General features: G+C 60.1%; 23 protein-coding genes. 21 read left to right on the top strand and 2 right to left on the bottom strand.

The window, feature by feature from the left end; all coding sequences use genetic code 11:
* Positions 1-119: 119 nt before the first annotated feature.
* Positions 120-1,031, bottom strand: coding sequence for a regulatory protein PocR (gene pocR / locus ABLV30_RS05915; protein ID WP_014226637.1), 912 nt, complete (start codon positions 1,029-1,031; stop codon positions 120-122).
* Positions 1,032-1,219: 188 nt separating this feature from the next.
* Positions 1,220-2,020, bottom strand: a complete 801-nt coding sequence (gene pduF / locus ABLV30_RS05910; RefSeq protein ID WP_004105118.1) for a propanediol diffusion facilitator PduF — start codon at positions 2,018-2,020, stop codon at positions 1,220-1,222.
* A 523-nt stretch (positions 2,021-2,543) separates the two neighbouring features.
* Here pduF and pduA point away from each other — a divergent pair.
* The 21 genes from pduA (at position 2,544) to ABLV30_RS05805 (ending at position 19,504) form a co-directional block, all read left to right on the top strand.
* Positions 2,544-2,828, top strand: a complete 285-nt coding sequence (gene pduA / locus ABLV30_RS05905) for a propanediol utilization microcompartment protein PduA (protein ID WP_001183618.1) — start codon at positions 2,544-2,546, stop codon at positions 2,826-2,828.
* Positions 2,825-3,637 (top strand): propanediol utilization microcompartment protein PduB, encoded by an 813-nt coding sequence (gene pduB / locus ABLV30_RS05900; protein WP_004205485.1) that lies wholly within the window; start codon positions 2,825-2,827, stop codon positions 3,635-3,637. Before pduA ends, pduB begins: the two co-directional genes overlap by 4 nt.
* 18 nt (positions 3,638-3,655) lie before the next feature.
* A complete protein-coding gene (pduC, locus tag ABLV30_RS05895; protein WP_004105132.1) occupies positions 3,656-5,320 on the top strand; it encodes a propanediol dehydratase large subunit PduC in 1,665 nt (554 codons plus the stop codon).
* Between the two features lie 10 nt (positions 5,321-5,330).
* A complete protein-coding gene (pduD, locus tag ABLV30_RS05890) occupies positions 5,331-6,005 on the top strand; it encodes a propanediol dehydratase medium subunit PduD (protein WP_004853784.1) in 675 nt (224 codons plus the stop codon).
* A gap of 14 nt (positions 6,006-6,019) precedes the next feature.
* Positions 6,020-6,541: a propanediol dehydratase small subunit PduE gene (gene pduE, locus ABLV30_RS05885; protein WP_004133648.1), complete on the top strand. Its 522-nt coding sequence runs from the start codon at positions 6,020-6,022 to the stop codon at positions 6,539-6,541.
* Positions 6,542-6,556: 15 nt separating this feature from the next.
* Positions 6,557-8,389, top strand: coding sequence for a propanediol dehydratase reactivase alpha subunit PduG (gene pduG, locus ABLV30_RS05880; protein WP_064374724.1), 1,833 nt, complete (start codon positions 6,557-6,559; stop codon positions 8,387-8,389).
* A complete protein-coding gene (gene pduH / locus ABLV30_RS05875) occupies positions 8,379-8,756 on the top strand; it encodes a propanediol dehydratase reactivase beta subunit PduH (protein ID WP_122117109.1) in 378 nt (125 codons plus the stop codon). The genes pduG and pduH overlap by 11 nt, the downstream gene beginning before the upstream one ends.
* A complete protein-coding gene (pduJ, locus tag ABLV30_RS05870) occupies positions 8,749-9,024 on the top strand; it encodes a propanediol utilization microcompartment protein PduJ (protein ID WP_004853788.1) in 276 nt (91 codons plus the stop codon). Before pduH ends, pduJ begins: the two co-directional genes overlap by 8 nt.
* A 3-nt stretch (positions 9,025-9,027) precedes the next feature.
* The gene (locus ABLV30_RS05865) at positions 9,028-9,510 is read left to right on the top strand and encodes a BMC domain-containing protein (RefSeq protein ID WP_265800375.1); all 483 of its coding nucleotides are present in this window, start codon (positions 9,028-9,030) and stop codon (positions 9,508-9,510) included.
* Entirely contained in the window at positions 9,510-10,142 is a 633-nt protein-coding gene (locus tag ABLV30_RS05860) for a phosphate propanoyltransferase (protein WP_032694689.1), read from the top strand. The genes ABLV30_RS05865 and ABLV30_RS05860 overlap by 1 nt, the downstream gene beginning before the upstream one ends.
* Positions 10,139-10,630 carry a microcompartment protein PduM gene (gene pduM, locus ABLV30_RS05855; protein WP_122117107.1) on the top strand — a complete coding sequence of 164 codons (492 nt, stop codon included), beginning with the start codon at positions 10,139-10,141 and terminating at the stop codon, positions 10,628-10,630. Before ABLV30_RS05860 ends, pduM begins: the two co-directional genes overlap by 4 nt.
* A gap of 3 nt (positions 10,631-10,633) precedes the next feature.
* The gene (gene pduN, locus ABLV30_RS05850) at positions 10,634-10,909 is read left to right on the top strand and encodes a propanediol utilization microcompartment protein PduN (RefSeq protein WP_014839410.1); all 276 of its coding nucleotides are present in this window, start codon (positions 10,634-10,636) and stop codon (positions 10,907-10,909) included.
* A gap of 9 nt (positions 10,910-10,918) precedes the next feature.
* The gene (pduO, locus tag ABLV30_RS05845; protein WP_265800374.1) at positions 10,919-11,929 is read left to right on the top strand and encodes a two-domain cob(I)yrinic acid a,c-diamide adenosyltransferase PduO; all 1,011 of its coding nucleotides are present in this window, start codon (positions 10,919-10,921) and stop codon (positions 11,927-11,929) included.
* Complete coding sequence (gene pduP / locus ABLV30_RS05840; RefSeq protein WP_154919715.1) at positions 11,926-13,317, top strand: CoA-acylating propionaldehyde dehydrogenase PduP; 1,392 nt, start codon at positions 11,926-11,928, stop codon at positions 13,315-13,317. Before pduO ends, pduP begins: the two co-directional genes overlap by 4 nt.
* Positions 13,318-13,328: 11 nt before the next feature.
* Entirely contained in the window at positions 13,329-14,441 is a 1,113-nt protein-coding gene (gene pduQ / locus ABLV30_RS05835; protein ID WP_265800373.1) for a 1-propanol dehydrogenase PduQ, read from the top strand.
* Positions 14,438-15,793: a cobalamin reductase PduS gene (pduS, locus tag ABLV30_RS05830; RefSeq protein WP_348865569.1), complete on the top strand. Its 1,356-nt coding sequence runs from the start codon at positions 14,438-14,440 to the stop codon at positions 15,791-15,793. The genes pduQ and pduS overlap by 4 nt, the downstream gene beginning before the upstream one ends.
* A gap of 2 nt (positions 15,794-15,795) precedes the next feature.
* On the top strand, positions 15,796-16,350 hold the full coding sequence (gene pduT / locus ABLV30_RS05825) for a propanediol utilization microcompartment protein PduT (RefSeq protein ID WP_014839414.1): 555 nt from the start codon (positions 15,796-15,798) through the stop codon (positions 16,348-16,350).
* Positions 16,350-16,700 (top strand): propanediol utilization microcompartment protein PduU, encoded by a 351-nt coding sequence (pduU, locus tag ABLV30_RS05820; RefSeq protein ID WP_000441103.1) that lies wholly within the window; start codon positions 16,350-16,352, stop codon positions 16,698-16,700. Before pduT ends, pduU begins: the two co-directional genes overlap by 1 nt.
* Positions 16,701-16,704: 4 nt before the next feature.
* The gene (gene pduV, locus ABLV30_RS05815; protein ID WP_265800371.1) at positions 16,705-17,157 is read left to right on the top strand and encodes a propanediol utilization protein PduV; all 453 of its coding nucleotides are present in this window, start codon (positions 16,705-16,707) and stop codon (positions 17,155-17,157) included.
* Entirely contained in the window at positions 17,142-18,356 is a 1,215-nt protein-coding gene (locus ABLV30_RS05810; RefSeq protein ID WP_046876750.1) for an acetate/propionate family kinase, read from the top strand. The genes pduV and ABLV30_RS05810 overlap by 16 nt, the downstream gene beginning before the upstream one ends.
* Positions 18,357-18,637: 281 nt before the next feature.
* The gene (locus ABLV30_RS05805) at positions 18,638-19,504 is read left to right on the top strand and encodes an L-threonine kinase (protein ID WP_265800370.1); all 867 of its coding nucleotides are present in this window, start codon (positions 18,638-18,640) and stop codon (positions 19,502-19,504) included.
* The last annotated feature ends 130 nt before the right edge of the window (positions 19,505-19,634 follow it).

Genomic DNA, 19,634 nt, shown 5'->3' with positions numbered 1-19,634 from the left:
TCTCTCATTATTATTTTGTTGCGCTATGACAATTTATTGCTCTGAATGAGATATTTTCATTTTAGAATGAGCCAGATACAAGGGCATATCAAAAATCGGCAATAACAAAATATTGTCATTTAAAATGACTCAGTTTGTGATCTGGCGTTAATTTGCTGGCGATAGGCCTGCGGAGTGACCTGATAAGCCTGGCGAAAAACTTTGCAAAAATAGCTGGTTTGCGAAAATCCTAAATTCCGCGCAATGCTGGCGATGCTCCAGTCGCTGTGGCAAAGCAGCTCTTTGGCGCTCACCATCCGCTGATGGTTCACCCACGCGTTAAAACCGATACCCTGATATTTTTTAAATAGCTTACTGAAGTAATAGGGGCTGAGATAAACGTGGGCGGCGACGTCTTCCAGGCGAAGCTCATCGGATAAATGGGCGTCAATGTAGCGCAGCGCTTTCTTCATTTTGCTGTCGTGAGGGCTGGCGACCCGGCTGGCGCGCGCGGGTTCCGGCTGCTGGGGATTATCTTTAATCACCACAAAGTTGAGCTGCTTTTTCAGGCAGTTCTCGACGATCAGCTTCAGTAAATCCGCGGAGGCAATCACTCTGGAGTAGTCCATCTCCGGCACGTCGCGGAACGCGTTGAGCAGCTCGGGGTCCGCCTGCCAGCCGTCGTCCACGTTGAGGATATCCACCAGTTCTACATCGTTGCTTAAGCGCACCTGCCCGCATAGCACGAAGCCCACAAGGTGCCCGGCGATAACCAGAGGAATGGAAAAATCGGTTAACCCGGCGTGGCAGCGGTAGATACAGAGCTGATCGGTTTTTGACGCCTCGAGGCCGCCGCAGCGGTCGCTCATCCGGCAGCGGGTGCTGTGCTGAGGGTGCTGGCGCATCAGCTGGCAGAAAGGGGTGAAGTTAAACAGTTCAGATATTTCATCACCGTGAATATTGACAACCACAACCGCCAGACTGGTGGCCTGCGCAAAATCCTGTGCGATTTTATTAATGAGTTCTGAGTTCAGTGTGCTCGCAGAAATCATGATAAAACCTCTCAGTTAATTTTTTGTTATAAATAAAACATTTCTTTAATATTCACTTCCTTTCATCATCATTTACCGCCAACGATAAAAGAATATTACGATAGCAAAAGTCTCCCATCCGTGGGAGACGTTTTTGGCCAGTTCGTGATACCGGTTCATGAAAATTTTTCGCTATTTCAGCGGATGCATTAATCCTCTAATTTACAGGTATTACACGGTAAGTTATTTCCTATCAGATAACGATAGATGGCCGCGCCGAGGCAGGCGCCGATCAGCGGCGCAATAATCGGCACAATAAAGTACGGAATATCCCTTCCGCCGGTCATCGCGATATCGCCCCAGCCCGCCATCCACGTAAACAGCTTCGGCCCAAAATCACGCGCCGGATTCATCGCAAAGCCGGTCAGCGGCCCGGTTGACGCGCCAATCACCGCCACCAGCAGGCCAATCAGCAGCGGGGCCAGCGGCCCTTTCGGCACGCCGTTGCCGTCGTCGGTCAGCGCCATAATCATCCCCATCAGCATGGAGGTGATCACCACTTCGACCAGCGCCGCGTGCCAGATGCTCAGCGAGGCCGCCGGGTAGGTGCTGAAAATACTCGCCAGCTGCAGGCTCTCAACGCTGCCGCGAGCGATATGGTGGGCGGATTCAAACTCGGTAAACATAGTGCTGTACAGCACATAGGCCAGCACCGCGCCGCCGAAGGCGCCCGCGACCTGGGAGACAATATAGGGGAAGACTTTGCGCCCAGGAAAACAGGCAAATAGCCATAACGCAACGGTCACCGCCGGGTTGAGATGGCCGCCGGATATTCCCGACGTCAGATAGACGGCAAGCGAGATCCCCAGACCCCAGATAATGCATATCTCCCACAGTCCGAGGCTGGCGCCCGCTACCTTTAACGCGCTCAGGCAGCCGATGCCGAAAAACAAAAACAGCCCGGTGCCCAGAAACTCGGCGGTACATTGCGCTTTTAACGAATCATTCATGGTGACACCTTCTTAGCAGAGTTCGTGTCCTGACCAGCCAACCTCCTGCTGGCAGTAGAGTACAACGGGCCCACTATATGAACTCCGCTCCGCAAATTGTTGGCAACCTGCTGACGGCGGCCCCGGAAAATTCGGGCATCAATAACAAATTATTGTCATTGAATAACTCAGAATAGCATTGCTCACGCGCGGATTTCGCAATTACGCCATCGCCATGACATGCAAAAATATTGCTAAAACCAACTCATCGTTTTCCAACAAACATCACAAATCAGTTTTTCTCGCATAGCAGATAAAATTAAATTCGTCATGAACAAATTTGTAAATATGGAATATACAAAACAAGATAATCACATAACAACAAATAAAAATAACAATTAAAATCAATAGATTAAATTTACATGTAGCAATTTTATATTATTCAATACCCACTATTTTTTCACCATCAAATTCAAGTCAGCCATTCTTTTTCCTCGCATCTTCTTATAGTCCCAACTATCGGAACACTCCATGCGAGGTCTTTATGCAACAAGAAGCACTAGGAATGGTAGAAACCAAAGGCTTAACCGCAGCCATAGAGGCCGCTGATGCAATGGTTAAGTCAGCCAATGTGATGTTAGTGGGCTATGAAAAGATTGGCTCCGGACTGGTGACCGTCATCGTACGCGGCGACGTTGGCGCGGTAAAAGCGGCCACCGATGCGGGGGCCGCCGCCGCACGTAATGTGGGTGAAGTGAAAGCCGTACACGTCATCCCACGCCCCCACACCGATGTAGAAAAAATCTTACCGAAGGGAATTAGCCAATGAGCAGCAATGAGCTGGTGGAACAGATCATGGCTCAGGTGATTGCCCGCGTGGCAACGCCGGAACAGCAGGCCATCCCTACTGAAAACCATCCAATACGAGAGACGGCTATGGCAGAAAAAAGCTGCAGTTTAACGGAATTTGTCGGGACCGCCATTGGCGACACCCTGGGTCTGGTTATCGCCAACGTCGATACCGCCCTGCTGGATGCGATGAAGCTTGAAAAGCGCTATCGCTCCATCGGCATTCTCGGCGCCCGCACCGGCGCTGGCCCGCACATTATGGCGGCGGACGAAGCGGTGAAAGCCACCAATACCGAAGTGGTCAGCATTGAGCTGCCGCGCGATACCAAAGGCGGAGCGGGCCACGGTTCGCTGATTATTTTGGGCGGTAACGACGTTTCCGACGTTAAGCGCGGTATCGAAGTCGCGCTGAAAGAGCTCGACCGCACCTTTGGCGATGTTTACGGCAACGAAGCCGGGCATATCGAGCTGCAGTACACCGCTCGCGCCAGCTACGCGCTGGAAAAAGCCTTCGGCGCGCCGATTGGCCGGGCCTGCGGCATCATCGTCGGCGCACCGGCCTCCGTAGGCGTACTGATGGCCGATACCGCCCTGAAGTCAGCCAACGTGGAAGTCGTGGCCTATAGCTCTCCGGCGCACGGCACCAGCTTCAGTAACGAAGCCATTCTGGTGATTTCCGGCGACTCCGGCGCGGTCCGCCAGGCGGTCACCTCCGCGCGCGAAATCGGCAAAACCGTCCTTGCGACCCTCGGTGCTGAACCGAAAAACGATCGCCCGTCCTACATCTGATACCCACGAGGCTGATTCATGAGATCGAAAAGATTTGAAGCACTGGCGAAACGCCCTGTGAATCAGGACGGCTTCGTTAAGGAGTGGATCGAAGAAGGCTTTATCGCGATGGAAAGCCCGAACGACCCAAAACCGTCGATTAAAATCGTTAACGGCGCGGTGACCGAGCTGGACGGGAAACCGGTAAGCGATTTTGACCTGATCGACCACTTTATCGCCCGCTACGGTATCAACCTGAACCGCGCCGAAGAAGTGATGGCGATGGATTCGGTCAAGCTGGCCAACATGCTGTGCGATCCGAACGTTAAACGCAGCGAAATCGTCCCGCTGACCACCGCGATGACGCCGGCGAAAATTGTCGAAGTAGTTTCGCATATGAACGTCGTCGAGATGATGATGGCGATGCAGAAAATGCGCGCCCGCCGCACCCCGTCCCAGCAGGCGCACGTCACCAACGTCAAAGATAACCCGGTACAGATTGCCGCCGACGCCGCCGAAGGGGCATGGCGCGGATTTGACGAACAGGAAACCACCGTTGCGGTAGCGCGCTATGCGCCGTTCAACGCCATCGCGCTGCTGGTGGGCTCGCAGGTAGGCCGTCCGGGCGTGCTGACGCAGTGCTCGCTGGAAGAAGCCACCGAGCTGAAGCTCGGCATGCTGGGCCACACCTGCTACGCCGAAACCATCTCCGTCTACGGCACCGAGCCGGTCTTTACCGACGGCGACGACACGCCGTGGTCGAAGGGCTTCCTCGCCTCGTCCTACGCCTCTCGCGGGCTGAAAATGCGCTTTACCTCCGGCTCCGGCTCGGAAGTGCAGATGGGCTACGCCGAAGGCAAATCCATGCTTTATCTGGAAGCGCGCTGCATCTACATCACCAAAGCCGCGGGCGTACAGGGTCTGCAAAACGGTTCCGTCAGCTGCATCGGCGTGCCGTCTGCGGTGCCTTCCGGCATTCGCGCGGTGCTGGCGGAAAACCTGATCTGTTCGTCGCTGGATCTGGAGTGCGCCTCCAGCAACGACCAGACCTTCACCCACTCCGATATGCGTCGTACCGCGCGCCTGCTGATGCAGTTCCTGCCGGGCACCGACTTTATCTCCTCCGGTTATTCCGCGGTGCCGAACTACGACAACATGTTCGCCGGCTCCAACGAAGATGCCGAAGACTTTGACGACTACAACGTCATCCAGCGCGACCTGAAGGTGGACGGCGGTTTGCGTCCGGTTCGCGAAGAGGACGTCATCGCCATCCGTAACAAAGCCGCCCGCGCGCTGCAGGCCGTGTTTGCCGGAATGGGGCTGCCGCCGATTACCGATGAAGAAGTTGAAGCCGCGACCTACGCCCACGGTTCGAAAGATATGCCGGAGCGCAACATCGTCGAAGACATCAAGTTCGCCCAGGAAATCATCAATAAAAACCGCAACGGTCTGGAAGTGGTGAAAGCGCTGGCGCAGGGCGGATTCACCGACGTGGCCCAGGACATGCTCAACATCCAGAAAGCCAAGCTGACCGGGGACTACCTGCATACCTCCGCGATTATCGTCGGCGACGGGCAGGTGCTGTCGGCCGTCAACGACGTCAACGACTATGCCGGTCCGGCAACGGGCTATCGCCTACAGGGCGAACGCTGGGAAGAGATTAAAAACATCCCTGGCGCTCTTGATCCCAACGAGATTGATTAAGGGGTGAGAAATGGAAATTAATGAAAAATTGCTGCGCCAGATAATTGAAGACGTGCTCAGCGAGATGAAGGGCAGCGATAAACCGGTCTCGTTTAATGCGCCGGCGGCCTCCGCGGCGCCCCAGGCCACGCCGCCCGCCGGCGACGGCTTCCTGACGGAAGTGGGCGAAGCGCGTCAGGGCACCCAGCAGGACGAAGTGATTATCGCCGTCGGCCCGGCTTTCGGCCTGGCGCAGACCGTCAATATCGTCGGCATCCCGCATAAGAGCATTTTGCGCGAAGTCATTGCCGGTATTGAAGAAGAGGGCATTAAGGCGCGCGTGATTCGCTGCTTTAAATCCTCCGACGTGGCCTTCGTCGCCGTTGAAGGCAATCGCCTGAGCGGCTCCGGCATCTCTATCGGCATCCAGTCGAAAGGCACCACGGTGATCCACCAGCAGGGGCTGCCGCCGCTCTCTAACCTGGAGCTGTTCCCGCAGGCGCCGCTGCTGACCCTGGAAACCTATCGCCAGATCGGCAAAAACGCCGCCCGCTATGCGAAACGCGAATCGCCGCAGCCGGTCCCGACGCTGAATGACCAGATGGCGCGGCCGAAGTACCAAGCGAAATCGGCCATTTTGCACATTAAAGAGACCAAGTACGTGGTGACGGGCAAAAACCCGCAGGAACTGCGCGTGGCGCTTTGATAAAGGATAACTCCATGAATACCGACGCAATTGAATCGATGGTACGCGACGTATTGAGCCGCATGAACAGCCTGCAGGGCGAGGCGCCTGCGGCGGCTCCCGCGGCTGGCGGCGCGTCCCGTAGCGCCAGGGTCAGCGACTACCCGCTGGCGAACAAGCACCCGGAATGGGTGAAAACCGCCACCAATAAAACGCTGGACGACTTTACACTGGAAAACGTGCTGAGCAATAAAGTCACCGCCCAGGATATGCGTATTACCCCGGAAACCCTGCGCTTACAGGCCTCTATTGCCAAAGACGCGGGCCGCGACCGGCTGGCGATGAACTTCGAGCGCGCCGCCGAGCTGACCGCGGTACCGGACGATCGCATTCTTGAAATCTACAACGCCCTCCGCCCCTATCGCTCGACGAAAGAGGAGCTGCTCGCGATCGCCGACGATCTCGAAAGCCGCTATCAGGCGAAGATTTGCGCCGCTTTCGTTCGCGAAGCGGCCACGCTGTACGTCGAGCGTAAAAAACTCAAAGGCGACGATTAATTACAGGGGCATGTGATGCGATATATAGCTGGCATTGATATCGGCAACTCATCGACGGAAGTCGCCCTGGCGACCCTGGATGAGGCTGGCGCGCTGACAATCACCCACAGCGCGCTGGCGGAAACCACCGGAATCAAAGGCACGTTGCGTAACGTGTTCGGGATTCAGGAGGCGCTCGCCCTCGTCGCCAGAGGCGCCGGGATCGCCGTCAGCGATATTTCGCTCATCCGCATCAACGAAGCGACGCCGGTGATTGGCGATGTGGCGATGGAAACCATTACCGAAACCATCATCACCGAATCGACCATGATCGGCCATAACCCAAAAACGCCCGGCGGCGCGGGGCTTGGCACAGGCATCACCATTACGCCGCAGGAGCTGCTAACCCGCCCGGCGGACGCGCCCTATATCCTGGTGGTGTCGTCGGCGTTCGATTTTGCCGATATCGCCAGCGTGATTAACGCTTCCCTGCGCGCCGGGTATCAGATTACCGGCGTCATTTTGCAGCGCGACGATGGCGTACTGGTCAGCAACCGGCTGGAAAAACCGCTGCCGATCGTTGACGAAGTGCTGTACATCGACCGCATTCCGCTGGGGATGCTGGCGGCGATTGAGGTCGCCGTACCGGGGAAGGTCATCGAAACCCTCTCTAACCCTTACGGCATCGCCACCGTCTTTAACCTCAGCCCCGAGGAGACGAAAAACATCGTCCCGATGGCCCGGGCGCTGATTGGCAACCGTTCCGCCGTGGTGGTCAAAACGCCATCCGGCGACGTCAAAGCGCGGGCGATACCCGCCGGTAATCTTGAGCTGCTGGCCCAGGGCCGTAGCGTGCGCGTAGATGTAGCCGCCGGCGCCGAAGCCATCATGAAAGCGGTCGACGGCTGCGGCAGGCTCGATAACGTCACCGGCGAGTCCGGCACCAATATCGGCGGCATGCTGGAACACGTGCGCCAGACCATGGCCGAGCTGACCAACAAATCGAGCAGCGAAATATTCATTCAGGACCTGCTGGCCGTTGATACCTCGGTACCGGTGAGCGTCACCGGCGGTCTGGCCGGGGAGTTCTCGCTGGAGCAGGCCGTCGGCATCGCCTCGATGGTGAAATCGGATCGCCTGCAGATGGCAATGATCGCCCGCGAAATCGAGCAGAAGCTCAATATCGACGTGCAGATCGGCGGCGCCGAGGCCGAAGCCGCCATCCTGGGGGCGCTGACCACGCCGGGCACCACCCGACCGCTGGCGATCCTCGACCTCGGCGCGGGCTCCACCGATGCCTCCATCATCAACCCCAAAGGCGACATCATCGCCACCCACCTCGCCGGCGCAGGCGACATGGTGACGATGATTATTGCCCGCGAGCTGGGGCTGGAAGACCGCTATCTGGCGGAAGAGATCAAGAAGTACCCGCTGGCCAAGGTGGAAAGCCTGTTCCATTTACGCCACGAGGACGGCAGCGTGCAGTTCTTCTCCACGCCGCTGCCGCCCGCCGTGTTCGCCCGCGTCTGCGTGGTGAAAGCGGACGAACTGGTGCCGCTGCCCGGCGATTTAGCGCTGGAAAAAGTGCGCGCCATTCGCCGCAGCGCCAAAGAGCGGGTCTTTGTCACCAACGCCCTGCGCGCGCTGCGTCAGGTCAGCCCCACCGGCAACATTCGCGATATTCCGTTCGTGGTGCTGGTCGGCGGTTCGTCGCTGGATTTCGAAGTCCCGCAGCTGGTCACCGATGCGCTGGCGCACTACCGCCTGGTTGCCGGACGGGGAAATATTCGCGGCAGCGAGGGCCCCCGAAACGCGGTGGCCACCGGCCTGATTCTCTCCTGGCATAAGGAGTTTGCGCATGAACGGTAATCACAGCGCCCCGGCCATCGCGATCGCCGTCATCGACGGCTGCGACGGCATTTGGCGCGAAGTGCTGCTGGGTATCGAAGAGGAAGGTATCCCTTTCCGGCTCCAGCATCACCCGGCCGGAGAGGTCGTGGACAGCGCCTGGCAGGCGGCGCGCAGCTCGCCGCTGCTGGTGGGCATCGCCTGCGACCGCCATACGCTGGTCGTGCACTACAAGAATTTACCCGCATCGGCGCCGCTTTTTACGCTGATGCATCATCAGGACAGTCAGGCCCATCGCAACACCGGTAATAACGCGGCACGGCTGGTCAAAGGGATCCCTTTCCGGGATCTGAATAGCGAAGCAACAGGAGAACAGCAGGATGAATAACGCACTGGGACTGGTTGAAACAAAAGGGTTAGTGGGCGCCATTGAGGCCGCCGATGCGATGGTGAAATCCGCCAACGTGCAGCTGGTCGGCTACGAAAAAATTGGCTCGGGCCTCGTCACCGTGATGGTGCGCGGCGACGTCGGCGCGGTCAAAGCGGCGGTAGACGCGGGCAGCGCGGCGGCGAGCGCGGTGGGCGAAGTGAAATCCTGCCACGTGATCCCGCGTCCGCACAGCGACGTTGAGGCCATTTTACCGAAATCAGCCTGATTGATGGCGAATAAGGAGCACCGCGTGAAGCAATCACTGGGATTACTTGAAGTTTGTGGTCTGGCACTGGCTATCAGCTGCGCCGATATCATGGCGAAATCCGCTTCTATCACGCTGGTCGCCCTCGAAAAGACCAATGGTTCAGGCTGGACGGTGATTAAAATTACCGGTGATGTGGCCTCCGTGCAGGCGGCCATCACCACCGGCGCACAGTTTGCCGAGCAGCGAAACGGCCTGGTGGCCCACAAAGTCATCGCCAGGCCCGGAGAAGGGATCCTGCGCGCGGAGGCGCCCCCGCCCTCCGTCATGAAACCTGAACCTGAAGCGTCAGGGACGGCTGATGTCGTTTCGCCAGCGCCAGCAGAAGAGCTTCCCCAGCAACACGGCGTGGTCAGCTGCAACCTGTGCCTCGATCCAAAATGTCCACGCCAGAAGGGTGAGCCGCGCTCGCTTTGCATTCATCCCGGCAAGCGAGGTGAAGCGTAATGGATAAACAGCTTCTGGAATCAACGGTCAGCAAAGTTCTCGACGAGATGCGGCTACGGCCCATCCCGCTGGGGGTTTCAAATCGTCATATCCACCTGTCGGCGCCAGATTACGAACGCCTGTTCCCCGGCCATCCCATCAGCGAGAAAAAGGCGCTGCTGCAGCCGGGACAGTACGCCGCGGAGCAAACCGTCACCCTGGTGGGGCCGAAGGGGCAGCTGAAAAATGTGCGCCTGCTCGGTCCGCTGCGCTCGGTAAGCCAGGTGGAAATCTCGCGTACCGATGCCCGAACCCTGGGGGTTGCGGCACCACTGAGGATGTCCGGCGATCTGAAAGGGACGCCGGGCATCCGCCTGGTCAGCCCTTTTGGCGAGCTGGAGCTGGCGTCAGGGGTTATCGTCGCGCAGCGGCATATTCATATGTCGCCGCTCGATGCGCTGATCCTGCGGGTCGCCCACGGCGACAGAGTTTCGGTGGCCATTGAAGGCGACGCGCGCGGGCTGATCTTCAACAACGTGGCGGTTCGCGTTTCGCCGGATATGCGCCTCGAAATGCACATCGATACCGATGAAGCCAACGCCGCCGGCGCCGATAACCCGCAGGTCTTTGCCCGGCTGGTAGGCCCGCGATGAACGGCGAAGTTCTGCAGCGCATCGTGGGGGAGATTGTCTCCCGGCTGCAGCGCCGCGCCCTTAGCACGGCGACGCTGAGCGTGGCGCAATTGCGCGATGCCGACTGCCGGAGCCTGTTCTGCCAGCACGCGTCGCTGCGCATTCTGCTCGTCGACCTGCCCCTGCTGGGCCGGCTGACGGAGGCGGAAACCGACGATCCCGCGGCCCGCAACATTCACGACGCGCTGGCTTTTGGCCTCCGCGTACAGCTCACCCTGCACCGCCAGCTGCTGCCGGTTATCCCGGTTAAAAAACTGGCCCGCCTGCCGGTGAACTTCACCGACGAGCGCGGAGTGCCGCTGATCCTGCACGCGGGTTCGGTGCTGAGCTATCGCGACGTCGCGCCGCTGGGCCAGGGGCGCCTGGTTATCCACCGCAAATGCCTCGTGACCGCGCTGGCGCGCGACGCGGCGCAGGCGCGGAATATTGAACTCATTAAGCAGGAGTAAATCATGCATCTGGCACGAGTCACGGGCGCGGTTGTCTCCACGCAAAAATCGCCTTCCCTGGTCGGCAAAAAGCTGCTGCTGGTGCGGCGGGTCAGCGCCGATGGCGAGCTCCCCACCTCGCCGACCTCCGGCGATGAAGTCGCCGTGGATTCCGTCGGCGCGGGGGTTGGCGAGCTGGTGCTGCTCAGCGGCGGTTCCAGCGCCAGGCACGTTTTTTCCGGGCCAAACGAGGCCATCGACCTCGCCGTTGTCGGCATTGTCGATACGCTTTCACGTTAAGGAGCGACTATGGCGATTTATACCCGAACGGGCGACGCTGGCACCACCTCGCTCTTTACCGGCCAGCGGGTGAGCAAAACCCACCCGCGGGTTGAAGCCTACGGAACGCTGGATGAGCTGAACGCCGCGCTGAGCCTGTGCGCCTGCGCCGCCGCGGATGAACACCACCGCGCCCTGCTCGAAGCTATCCAGCAACAAATTTTCTGGTTTAGCGCAGAACTGGCCAGCGACAGCGAACGGCCGTCGCCGAAACAGCGCTACATCAGCAGCGAAGAGATTTCCGCTCTGGAAACCGCTATCGATCGGGCCATGGCCCGCGTCGAACCGCTGCACAGCTTTATTTTACCCGGCCGCTGCGAAGCCGCGAGCCGCCTGCATTTTGCCCGCACGCTGGCCCGCCGGGCCGAACGCCGGCTGGTTGAGCTGGCGGCGGAAGTCAACGTGCGCCAGGTGCTGATGCGCTACATCAATCGCTTATCAGACTGCCTGTACGCCCTGGCGCGCGCGGAAGATAGCGATGCTCACCAGAACAACATCATCCGCGAAGTGAGCCGGCGCTATCTGGCCGCCAGCCAGCCGAGCCGCAGCAAGGAGACGACGCCCGTGGCCCTCTCATTCCACGATCTGCACCAGCTCACCCGCGCCGCCGTTGAGCGCGCGCAGCAGCTAAAGGTGCCGGTGGTGATCAGCATCGTTGACGCGCACGGCACCGAAACCGTGACCTGGCGGATGCCGGACGCTCTGCTGGTCAGCAGCGAGCTGGCGCCGAAAAAGGCCTGGACCGCGGTGGCGATGAAAACGGCGACCCATGAGCTGAGCGACGCCGTTCAGCCGGGCGCCGCGCTTTATGGCCTCGAAACGCATTTACAGGGAAAAGTGGTCACCTTTGGCGGCGGTTACGCCCTGTGGCGCGACGGCTTATTAATCGGGGGTCTTGGCATCAGCGGCGGCAGCGTTGAGCAGGACATGGACATAGCACTGGCCGCCATCGCGGCCATTAACGTGGGAACTCATCAATGAATACTTCCGAACTCGAAACCCTTATTCGCACCATTCTTAGCGAACAGTTAACCCCGGGGCAAACGCCGGGCCAGCCGCAGGGCAAAGGGATTTTTCAGTCCGTCAGCGAGGCTATCGACGCCGCGCACCAGGCGTTCTTACGTTATCAGCAGTGCCCGCTGAAAACCCGCAGCGCCATCATCAGCGCAATGCGTCAGGAGCTGACGCCGCACCTGGCCGCGCTGGCGGAAGAGAGCGCCAATGAAACGGGGATGGGCAACAAAGAAGATAAGCTCCTGAAAAACAAGGCTGCGCTGGACAACACGCCGGGCGTGGAAGATCTCACCACCACCGCGCTGACCGGCGACGGCGGCATGGTGCTGTTTGAGTATTCGCCGTTTGGCGTTATCGGGTCGGTCGCGCCGAGCACCAACCCGACGGAGACCATCATCAACAACAGCATCAGCATGCTGGCGGCGGGCAACAGCGTCTATTTCAGCCCGCATCCGGGAGCAAAAAAGGTCTCTCTGAAGCTGATTAGCATGATTGAAGAGATTGCCTTCCGCTGCTGCGGCATCCGCAATCTGGTGGTCACCGTGGCGGAACCGACGTTTGAAGCCACCCAGCAGATGATGGCCCATCCGCGCATTGCGGTCCTCGCTATTACCGGCGGCCCCGGCATTGTGGCGATGGGCATGAAGAGTGGTAAGAAAGTGATCGGCGCCGGCGCGGGCAACCCGCCCTGCATCGTCGATGAAACGGCGGATCTGGTCAAAGCGGCGGAAGATATCATCAACGGCGCCTCGTTCGATTACAACCTGCCCTGCATTGCCGAGAAGAGCCTGATTGTGGTGGAGAGCGTCGCCGAACGTCTGGTGCAGCAAATGCAAACCTTCGGCGCGCTGCTGCTGAGCCCTGCCGATACCGACAAACTCCGCGCCGCCTGCCTGCCTGAAGGCCAGGCGAATAAAAAACTGGTCGGCAAAAGCCCATCGGCCATGCTGGAAGCGGCCGGGATCGCCGTTCCGGCGAAAGCGCCGCGTCTGCTGATAGCGCTGGTTAACGCCGACGATCCGTGGGTCACCAGCGAGCAGCTGATGCCGATGCTGCCGGTGGTAAAAGTCAGCGATTTCGATAGCGCGCTGGCCCTGGCGCTGAAGGTTGAAGAGGGGCTGCATCATACCGCCATTATGCACTCGCAGAACGTGTCGCGCCTGAACCTCGCGGCCCGAACCCTGCAAACCTCGATATTCGTCAAGAACGGCCCCTCTTATGCCGGGATTGGCGTCGGCGGCGAAGGCTTTACCACCTTTACTATCGCCACGCCGACCGGTGAAGGGACAACCTCGGCGCGCACCTTTGCCCGCTCCCGTCGCTGCGTGCTGACCAACGGCTTTTCCATTCGCTAACCGAGGTCGCGATGAAGACTTTCTCACTACAAACGCGGTTGTACAGCGGTCAGGGTAGCCTGGCGGTGCTCAAGCGCTTTACCCACAAGCACATCTGGATTATCTGCGATGGCTTTCTTGCGCGCTCGCCGCTGCTGGAAACCCTGCGTCAGGCGTTGCCCGCAGATAACCGCATCAGCGTCTTTAGCGAGATAACCCCGGACCCTACTATCCATACCGTGGTGCAGGGCATTGCGCAAATGCAGGCCCTGCAGCCGCAGGTGGTCATCGGCTTCGGCGGCGGCTCGGCGATGGACGCGGCGAAAGCCATCGTCTGGTTCAGCCAGCAGAGCGGCATCAATATCGAAACCTGCGTGGCGATACCAACCACCAGCGGTACCGGTTCGGAAGTGACCAGCGCCTGCGTGATTAGCGACCCGGATAAAGGCATCAAGTATCCGCTGTTCGACAATGCGCTCTATCCCGATATGGCGATCCTTGACCCGGATCTGGTGGTCAGCGTGCCGCCGCAGATTACGGCCAACACCGGCATGGACGTGCTGACCCACGCGCTGGAGGCGTGGGTCTCTCCGCACGCCAGCGACTTTACCGACGCGCTGGCGGAAAAAGCCGCCAGGCTGGTGTTTCAGTATCTGCCCACGGCGGTGGAAAAAGGCGACTGCGTAGCAACGCGCGGGAAAATGCACAATGCCTCAACGCTTGCCGGGATGGCGTTCAGCCAGGCGGGGCTGGGGCTTAACCACGCCATCGCCCACCAGCTTGGCGGGCAGTTTCATCTGCCGCACGGGCTGGCCAACGCGCTGCTGTTAACCGCGGTTATCCGCTTTAACGCCGGTCATCCGCGCGCCGGAAAACGCTACGCGCGGCTGGCCAAAGCCTGCGGCTTTTGTCCGGCAGACGCCAGCGATATGACGGCGATCAATGCGCTCATCCAGCAAATCGAACGGCTCAAGCAGCGCTGCGCGCTGCCGTCACTGGCGGTCGCGCTGAAAGAGGGACGATCCCAGTACTCAGCGCGTATTCCGGCGATGGTGCAGGCCGCGCTGGCTGACGTGACGCTGCGCACCAATCCTCGCCCGGCCAGCGCCGGGGAGATTCAGGAACTGCTGGAGGAGCTGCTATGAGTACCGCCGTCAACGCTGCTGAAATGGCCTGGAGCGCCGAGGAGATCCGCGAGCGCGTGCGCGCGGCGGGCGTGGTCGGCGCGGGGGGCGCGGGGTTTCCCGCCCACGTGAAGCTGCAGGCGCAGGTAGAGATTTTTCTGGTGAACGCCGCCGAGTGCGAACCGATGCTCAAGGTCGACCAGCAGCTGATGTGGCAGCAGGCTGCGCGTCTTGTCCGCGGCGTGCAGTACGCGATGACGGCAACCGGCGCGCGCGAAGGGGTGATTGCCCTGAAAGAGAAGTACCGCCGGGCTATCGATGCGCTCACCCCGCTGCTGCCTGCCGGTATTCGCCTGCATATTCTGCCGGATGTCTATCCCGCAGGCGATGAGGTGCTGACTATCTGGCTGGCTACCGGTCGCCGGGTCGCGCCCGCCGCGCTGCCGGCCAGCGTCGGGGTCGTGGTGAATAACGTGCAAACGGTGCTCAATATTGCCCGCGCGGTTGAGCAGCAGTTTGCGGTGACCCGCCGTACGCTGACCGTTAACGGCGCGGTCGCACGACCGCTGACCGTCACCGTCCCCATCGGCATGTCGCTGCGCGAAGTGCTGGCGCTGGCGGGCGGCGCGACGGTCGACGACCCCGGTTTTATTAACGGCGGCCCGATGATGGGCGGCCTGATTACCTCCCTCGATAGCCCGGTAACCAAAACCACCGGCGGCCTGCTGGTGCTGCCGAAAAGCCATCCGCTTATCCAGCGGCGGATGCAGGACGAGCGCACGGTGCTTTCCGTGGCCCGTACCGTCTGCGAGCAGTGCCGACTGTGTACCGATCTCTGCCCGCGGCATCTGATCGGCCACGAACTCTCTCCGCACCTGCTGGTGCGGGTGGTGAACTTTCATCAGGCCGCTACGCCGCAGCTGCTGCTGAGCGCCCTCACCTGCTCGGAGTGCAACGTCTGCGAAAGCGTGGCCTGCCCGGTGGGGATCTCGCCGATGCGCATCAACCGCATGCTCAAACGCGAGCTGCGGGCGCAAAACCAGCGCTATGAAGGGCCGCTCTATCCGGCCGACGAAATGGCGAAATATCGCCTCGTGCCGGTGAAGCGGCTGATCGCCAAACTGGGGCTGAGCCCCTGGTATCAGGAGGCGCCGCTGGTGGAGGACGAACCGGCAGTAGAAACCGTGACGTTGCCGCTGCGCCAGCATATCGGCGCCAGCGCGGTAGCGAACGTTGCGGTGGGAGAGCGCGTTACGCGCGGGCAATGCGTTGCCGATATCCCGGCAGGCGCATTAGGCGCGCCGATTCACGCCAGCATCGACGGCGTGGTTGCGGCCATCAGCGAACAGGCCATCACGGTGGTAAGAGGTTAACCATGTCTCAGGCTATAGGAATTTTAGAACTCACCAGCATTGCCAAAGGAATGGAACTCGGCGATGCAATGCTGAAAAGCGCCAACGTCAATCTGCTGGTCAGCAAGACTATCTGCCCGGGTAAGTTTTTACTGATGCTCGGCGGGGATATCGGCGCTATCCAGCAGGCTATTGAAACCGGTGCCTCGCAGGCCGGCGAAATGCTCGTCGACAGCCTGGTGCTGGCGAATATTCACCCCAGCGTCCTTCCGGCCATCAGCGGCCTGAACAGCGTGGACAAGCGCCAGGCGGTCGGCATCGTTGAAACCTGGAGCGTTGCGGCCTGCATCAGCGCCGCCGATCGGGCGGTGAAAGCCTCCAACGTCACGCTGGTGCGGGTGCATATGGCCTTCGGCATCGGCGGTAAATGCTACATGGTGGTGGCGGGCGACGTTTCCGACGTCAACAACGCGGTTACGGTAGCCAGCGAAAGCGCGGGCGAAAAAGGGCTGCTGGTCTACCGTTCGGTGATCCCGCGCCCGCATGAAGCCATGTGGCGACAGATGGTGGAGGGATAATGGAAAGACAGCCGACCACGGATCGTATGATTCAGGAATACGTTCCCGGGAAACAGGTGACCCTCGCGCACCTGATTGCCAACCCCGGGAAAGATCTCTTTAAGAAGCTCGGCCTGCAGGATGCGGTTTCCGCCATCGGCATCCTCACCATTACGCCCAGCGAGGCGTCGATTATCGCCTGCGATATCGCCACCAAATCCGGCGCGGTGGAGATCGGTTTTCTTGACCGCTTTACCGGCGCCGTGGTGCTGACCGGCGACGTTTCCGCCGTCGAGTACGCCCTCAAGCAGGTGACGCGCACCCTGGGCGAGATGATGCAGTTTACTACCTGCTCAATAACCCGGACGTAGCGCGATGAAACGTCTGATGTTTATCGGCCCCAGCCAGTGCGGCAAAACCTCGCTGACCCAGGGCCTGCGCGGCGAAACGCTCCATTACAAGAAAACCCAGGCGATTGAATGGTCGCCGATGGCCATCGACACGCCGGGCGAATATCTGGAGAACCGCTGCCTTTATAGCGCTCTGCTGACCAGCGCCTGCGAGGCCGACGTTATCGCTCTGGTGCTGAACGCCGACGCCCAGTGGTCGCCGTTTTCTCCGGGTTTTACCGCCCCGATGAACCGCCCGACGATTGGCCTGATCACCAAAGCCGACCTGGCCGACCCGCAGCGGTTATCGCTCATCGAGGAGTGGCTCAGGCAGGCAGGGGCGCAGCAGATTTTTGTCACCAGCGCGCTGAATAATCTGGGTCTTGATGCCGTGCTGGATTTTCTGAATTCGAAGGAACCTCTATGTCTTACAAAATAATGGCCATTAATGCCGGCAGCTCATCGTTAAAATTCCAGCTGCTGGAGATGCCTCAGGGCGATATGATCTGCCAGGGATTGATTGAACGTATCGGCATGGCAAACGCCCAGGTGACCCTCAAAACGCCGGCGCAGAAATGGCAGGAGACGGCGCCGATTGCCGATCACCGTGAAGCGGTCACCCTGCTGCTGGAAAAGCTCCTCGACCACCGGATTATCCAGAGTTTGCAGGATATTGACGGCGTCGGCCACCGCGTGGCGCACGGCGGAGAGCGCTTTAAAGATTCGACGCCGGTCACCGATGATACCTTAGCGGAAATCGAGCGCCTGGCGGAGCTGGCCCCGCTGCACAACCCGGTCAACGCGCTGGGCATTAACGTTTTCCGCCAGCTGCTGCCCGAAACGCCGTCGGTGGCGGTATTTGATACCGCTTTTCACCAGACGCTGGACGAGCGCGCCTTTATCTATCCGCTGCCGTGGCGCTACTACAGCGAGCTGGGCATTCGCCGCTACGGCTTCCACGGCACCAGCCATAAGTACGTCAGCGCGACGCTGGCGGAAAAGCTGGGCGTGCCGCTGAGCGCCCTGCGCGTGGTGAGCTGCCATCTCGGCAACGGCAGCAGCGTATGCGCAATCAAAGGCGGGCGCTCGGTTAACACCTCAATGGGCTTTACGCCGCAGTCCGGCGTGATGATGGGCACCCGCAGCGGCGATATCGATCCGTCGATTCTACCGTGGCTGGCGCTGCATAAGGGGCAAACGCCGGAGCAGCTTAATCAGTTGCTGAATAACGAGTCCGGCCTGCTGGGGGTTTCCGGCGTGTCGCACGATTATCGCGATGTCGAGCAGGCGGCGGACAGCGGCAATCGTCGGGCGGCCCTGGCGCTCTCGCTGTTTGCCGAGCGCATCCGCGCCACCATCGGCAGCTATATTATGCAGATGGGCGGCCTGGACGCGCTGATCTTTACCGGCGGCATCGGCGAAAACTCCGCCCGCGCCAGGAGCGCCATCTGCCATAACCTGAATTTCCTCGGGCTGTCGGTCGATGAAGAGAAAAACCAGCACAACGCCACATTTATCCAGGCCGAGAATGCGATGGTTAAAGTGGCGGTCATCAATACCAATGAAGAGCTGATGATTGCCCGCGATGTGATGCGCCTGGCGCTTCCCGAAGCGCAGACGTTAACCGTTTCAGCCTGAGCTCGCCGCCCGGCAAGTTGCGGTGAATCATGGTAATAGCGGGATCGGCATGACACTATGCGCTTAAAATTCTGAAACTTTACCCTAAATAATTCAAGTTACAGGACAAAGCACTTGTGCTTTGAACAGCGCTTGCGCTGGCCCCGTAGGGGCGAGGCCGCAGGCCGAGTAACGCGGCAAACGAGTGAGTCCCCAGGAGCTTACATAAGTAAGTGACTGGGGTGAATGAGAGCAGCCAACGCCCCTGTAGCTTGAAGTATAACGGGTAAAAAGGTGAATACGTGGCCGTAGCACAATGCCCCGCCTCCTGCGGTGAACTCATCCAGGGCTGGATCCTCGGCAGCGAGAAGCTGGTCTCCTGCCCCGTTGACTGGTACAGCACCGTCGAGGTGGACTACGGTTCGCCTCGCGCGGATGAACGTCCGCTGGCGCGGGCGATGGTCGACCGGCTGCTGAGCTACTGGCGTTATCCGGCGGCGCTCAGCAAGGAGATTCGGATCGATATTTGCTCCACGATTCCGGTCGCCAAGGGGATGGCCAGCAGCACCGCGGATATCGCCGCGACGGCGGTGGCCACCGCGCATCATCTCGGCCATCCGCTGGATGAAACCACCCTCGCCCGGCTCTGCGTCTCCCTGGAGCCCACCGACAGCACCCTGTTCCGCCAGCTGACCCTGTTCGACCACAACACCGCCGCCACGCAGATTGCCTGCGGCAGCCAGCCGCAGCTCGATCTGCTGGTGCTGGAAAGCCCCGCCACGCTGCTGACCACCGATTACCACCGACTTCCCCGGCTCGAGCAGCTGCACGCCCATTCCGCCGCCCTGCAGCTAGCCTGGGAGAAAGTTCAACTGGCTTGCGAGACGGATAATCCGCGGCGGATGGGAGAGGCCGCGACGCTCAGCGCCGTCGCCAGCCAGCATCTGCTGCCTAAGCCGGGGTTTGATACGCTGCGGGGGCTGGTGGAAGAGTGCGATTTATACGGTATTAACGTGGCGCACAGCGGCAGCGTGGTCGGCCTGATGCTCGACCGCCAGCGTCACGATATTGAGTATTTGCAGCGACGGCTGGGAGAGACGCGGCTTAGCGAGCTCTGGCCCCGGCAGCACCTGCTGCGCATGGTGCAGGGCGGCGTCGAGCTGCGCTAACGCTTGCGCAGCCATGCCCCGGGTTGCGGCGCTGCGCGCCTTACCCGGGCTACCGGTCCGCAGACGGCTATGAATCCGTAGCCCGGCTAAGCGCAGCGCGAGCCGGGGAGAAGACCGCAACAAAACCTCA

This window comes from Klebsiella sp. CN_Kp113, from assembly GCF_040064585.1.
GTDB lineage: Bacteria > Pseudomonadota > Gammaproteobacteria > Enterobacterales > Enterobacteriaceae > Klebsiella > Klebsiella michiganensis.
This window is presented reverse-complemented; position numbering and strand designations above follow the sequence as displayed.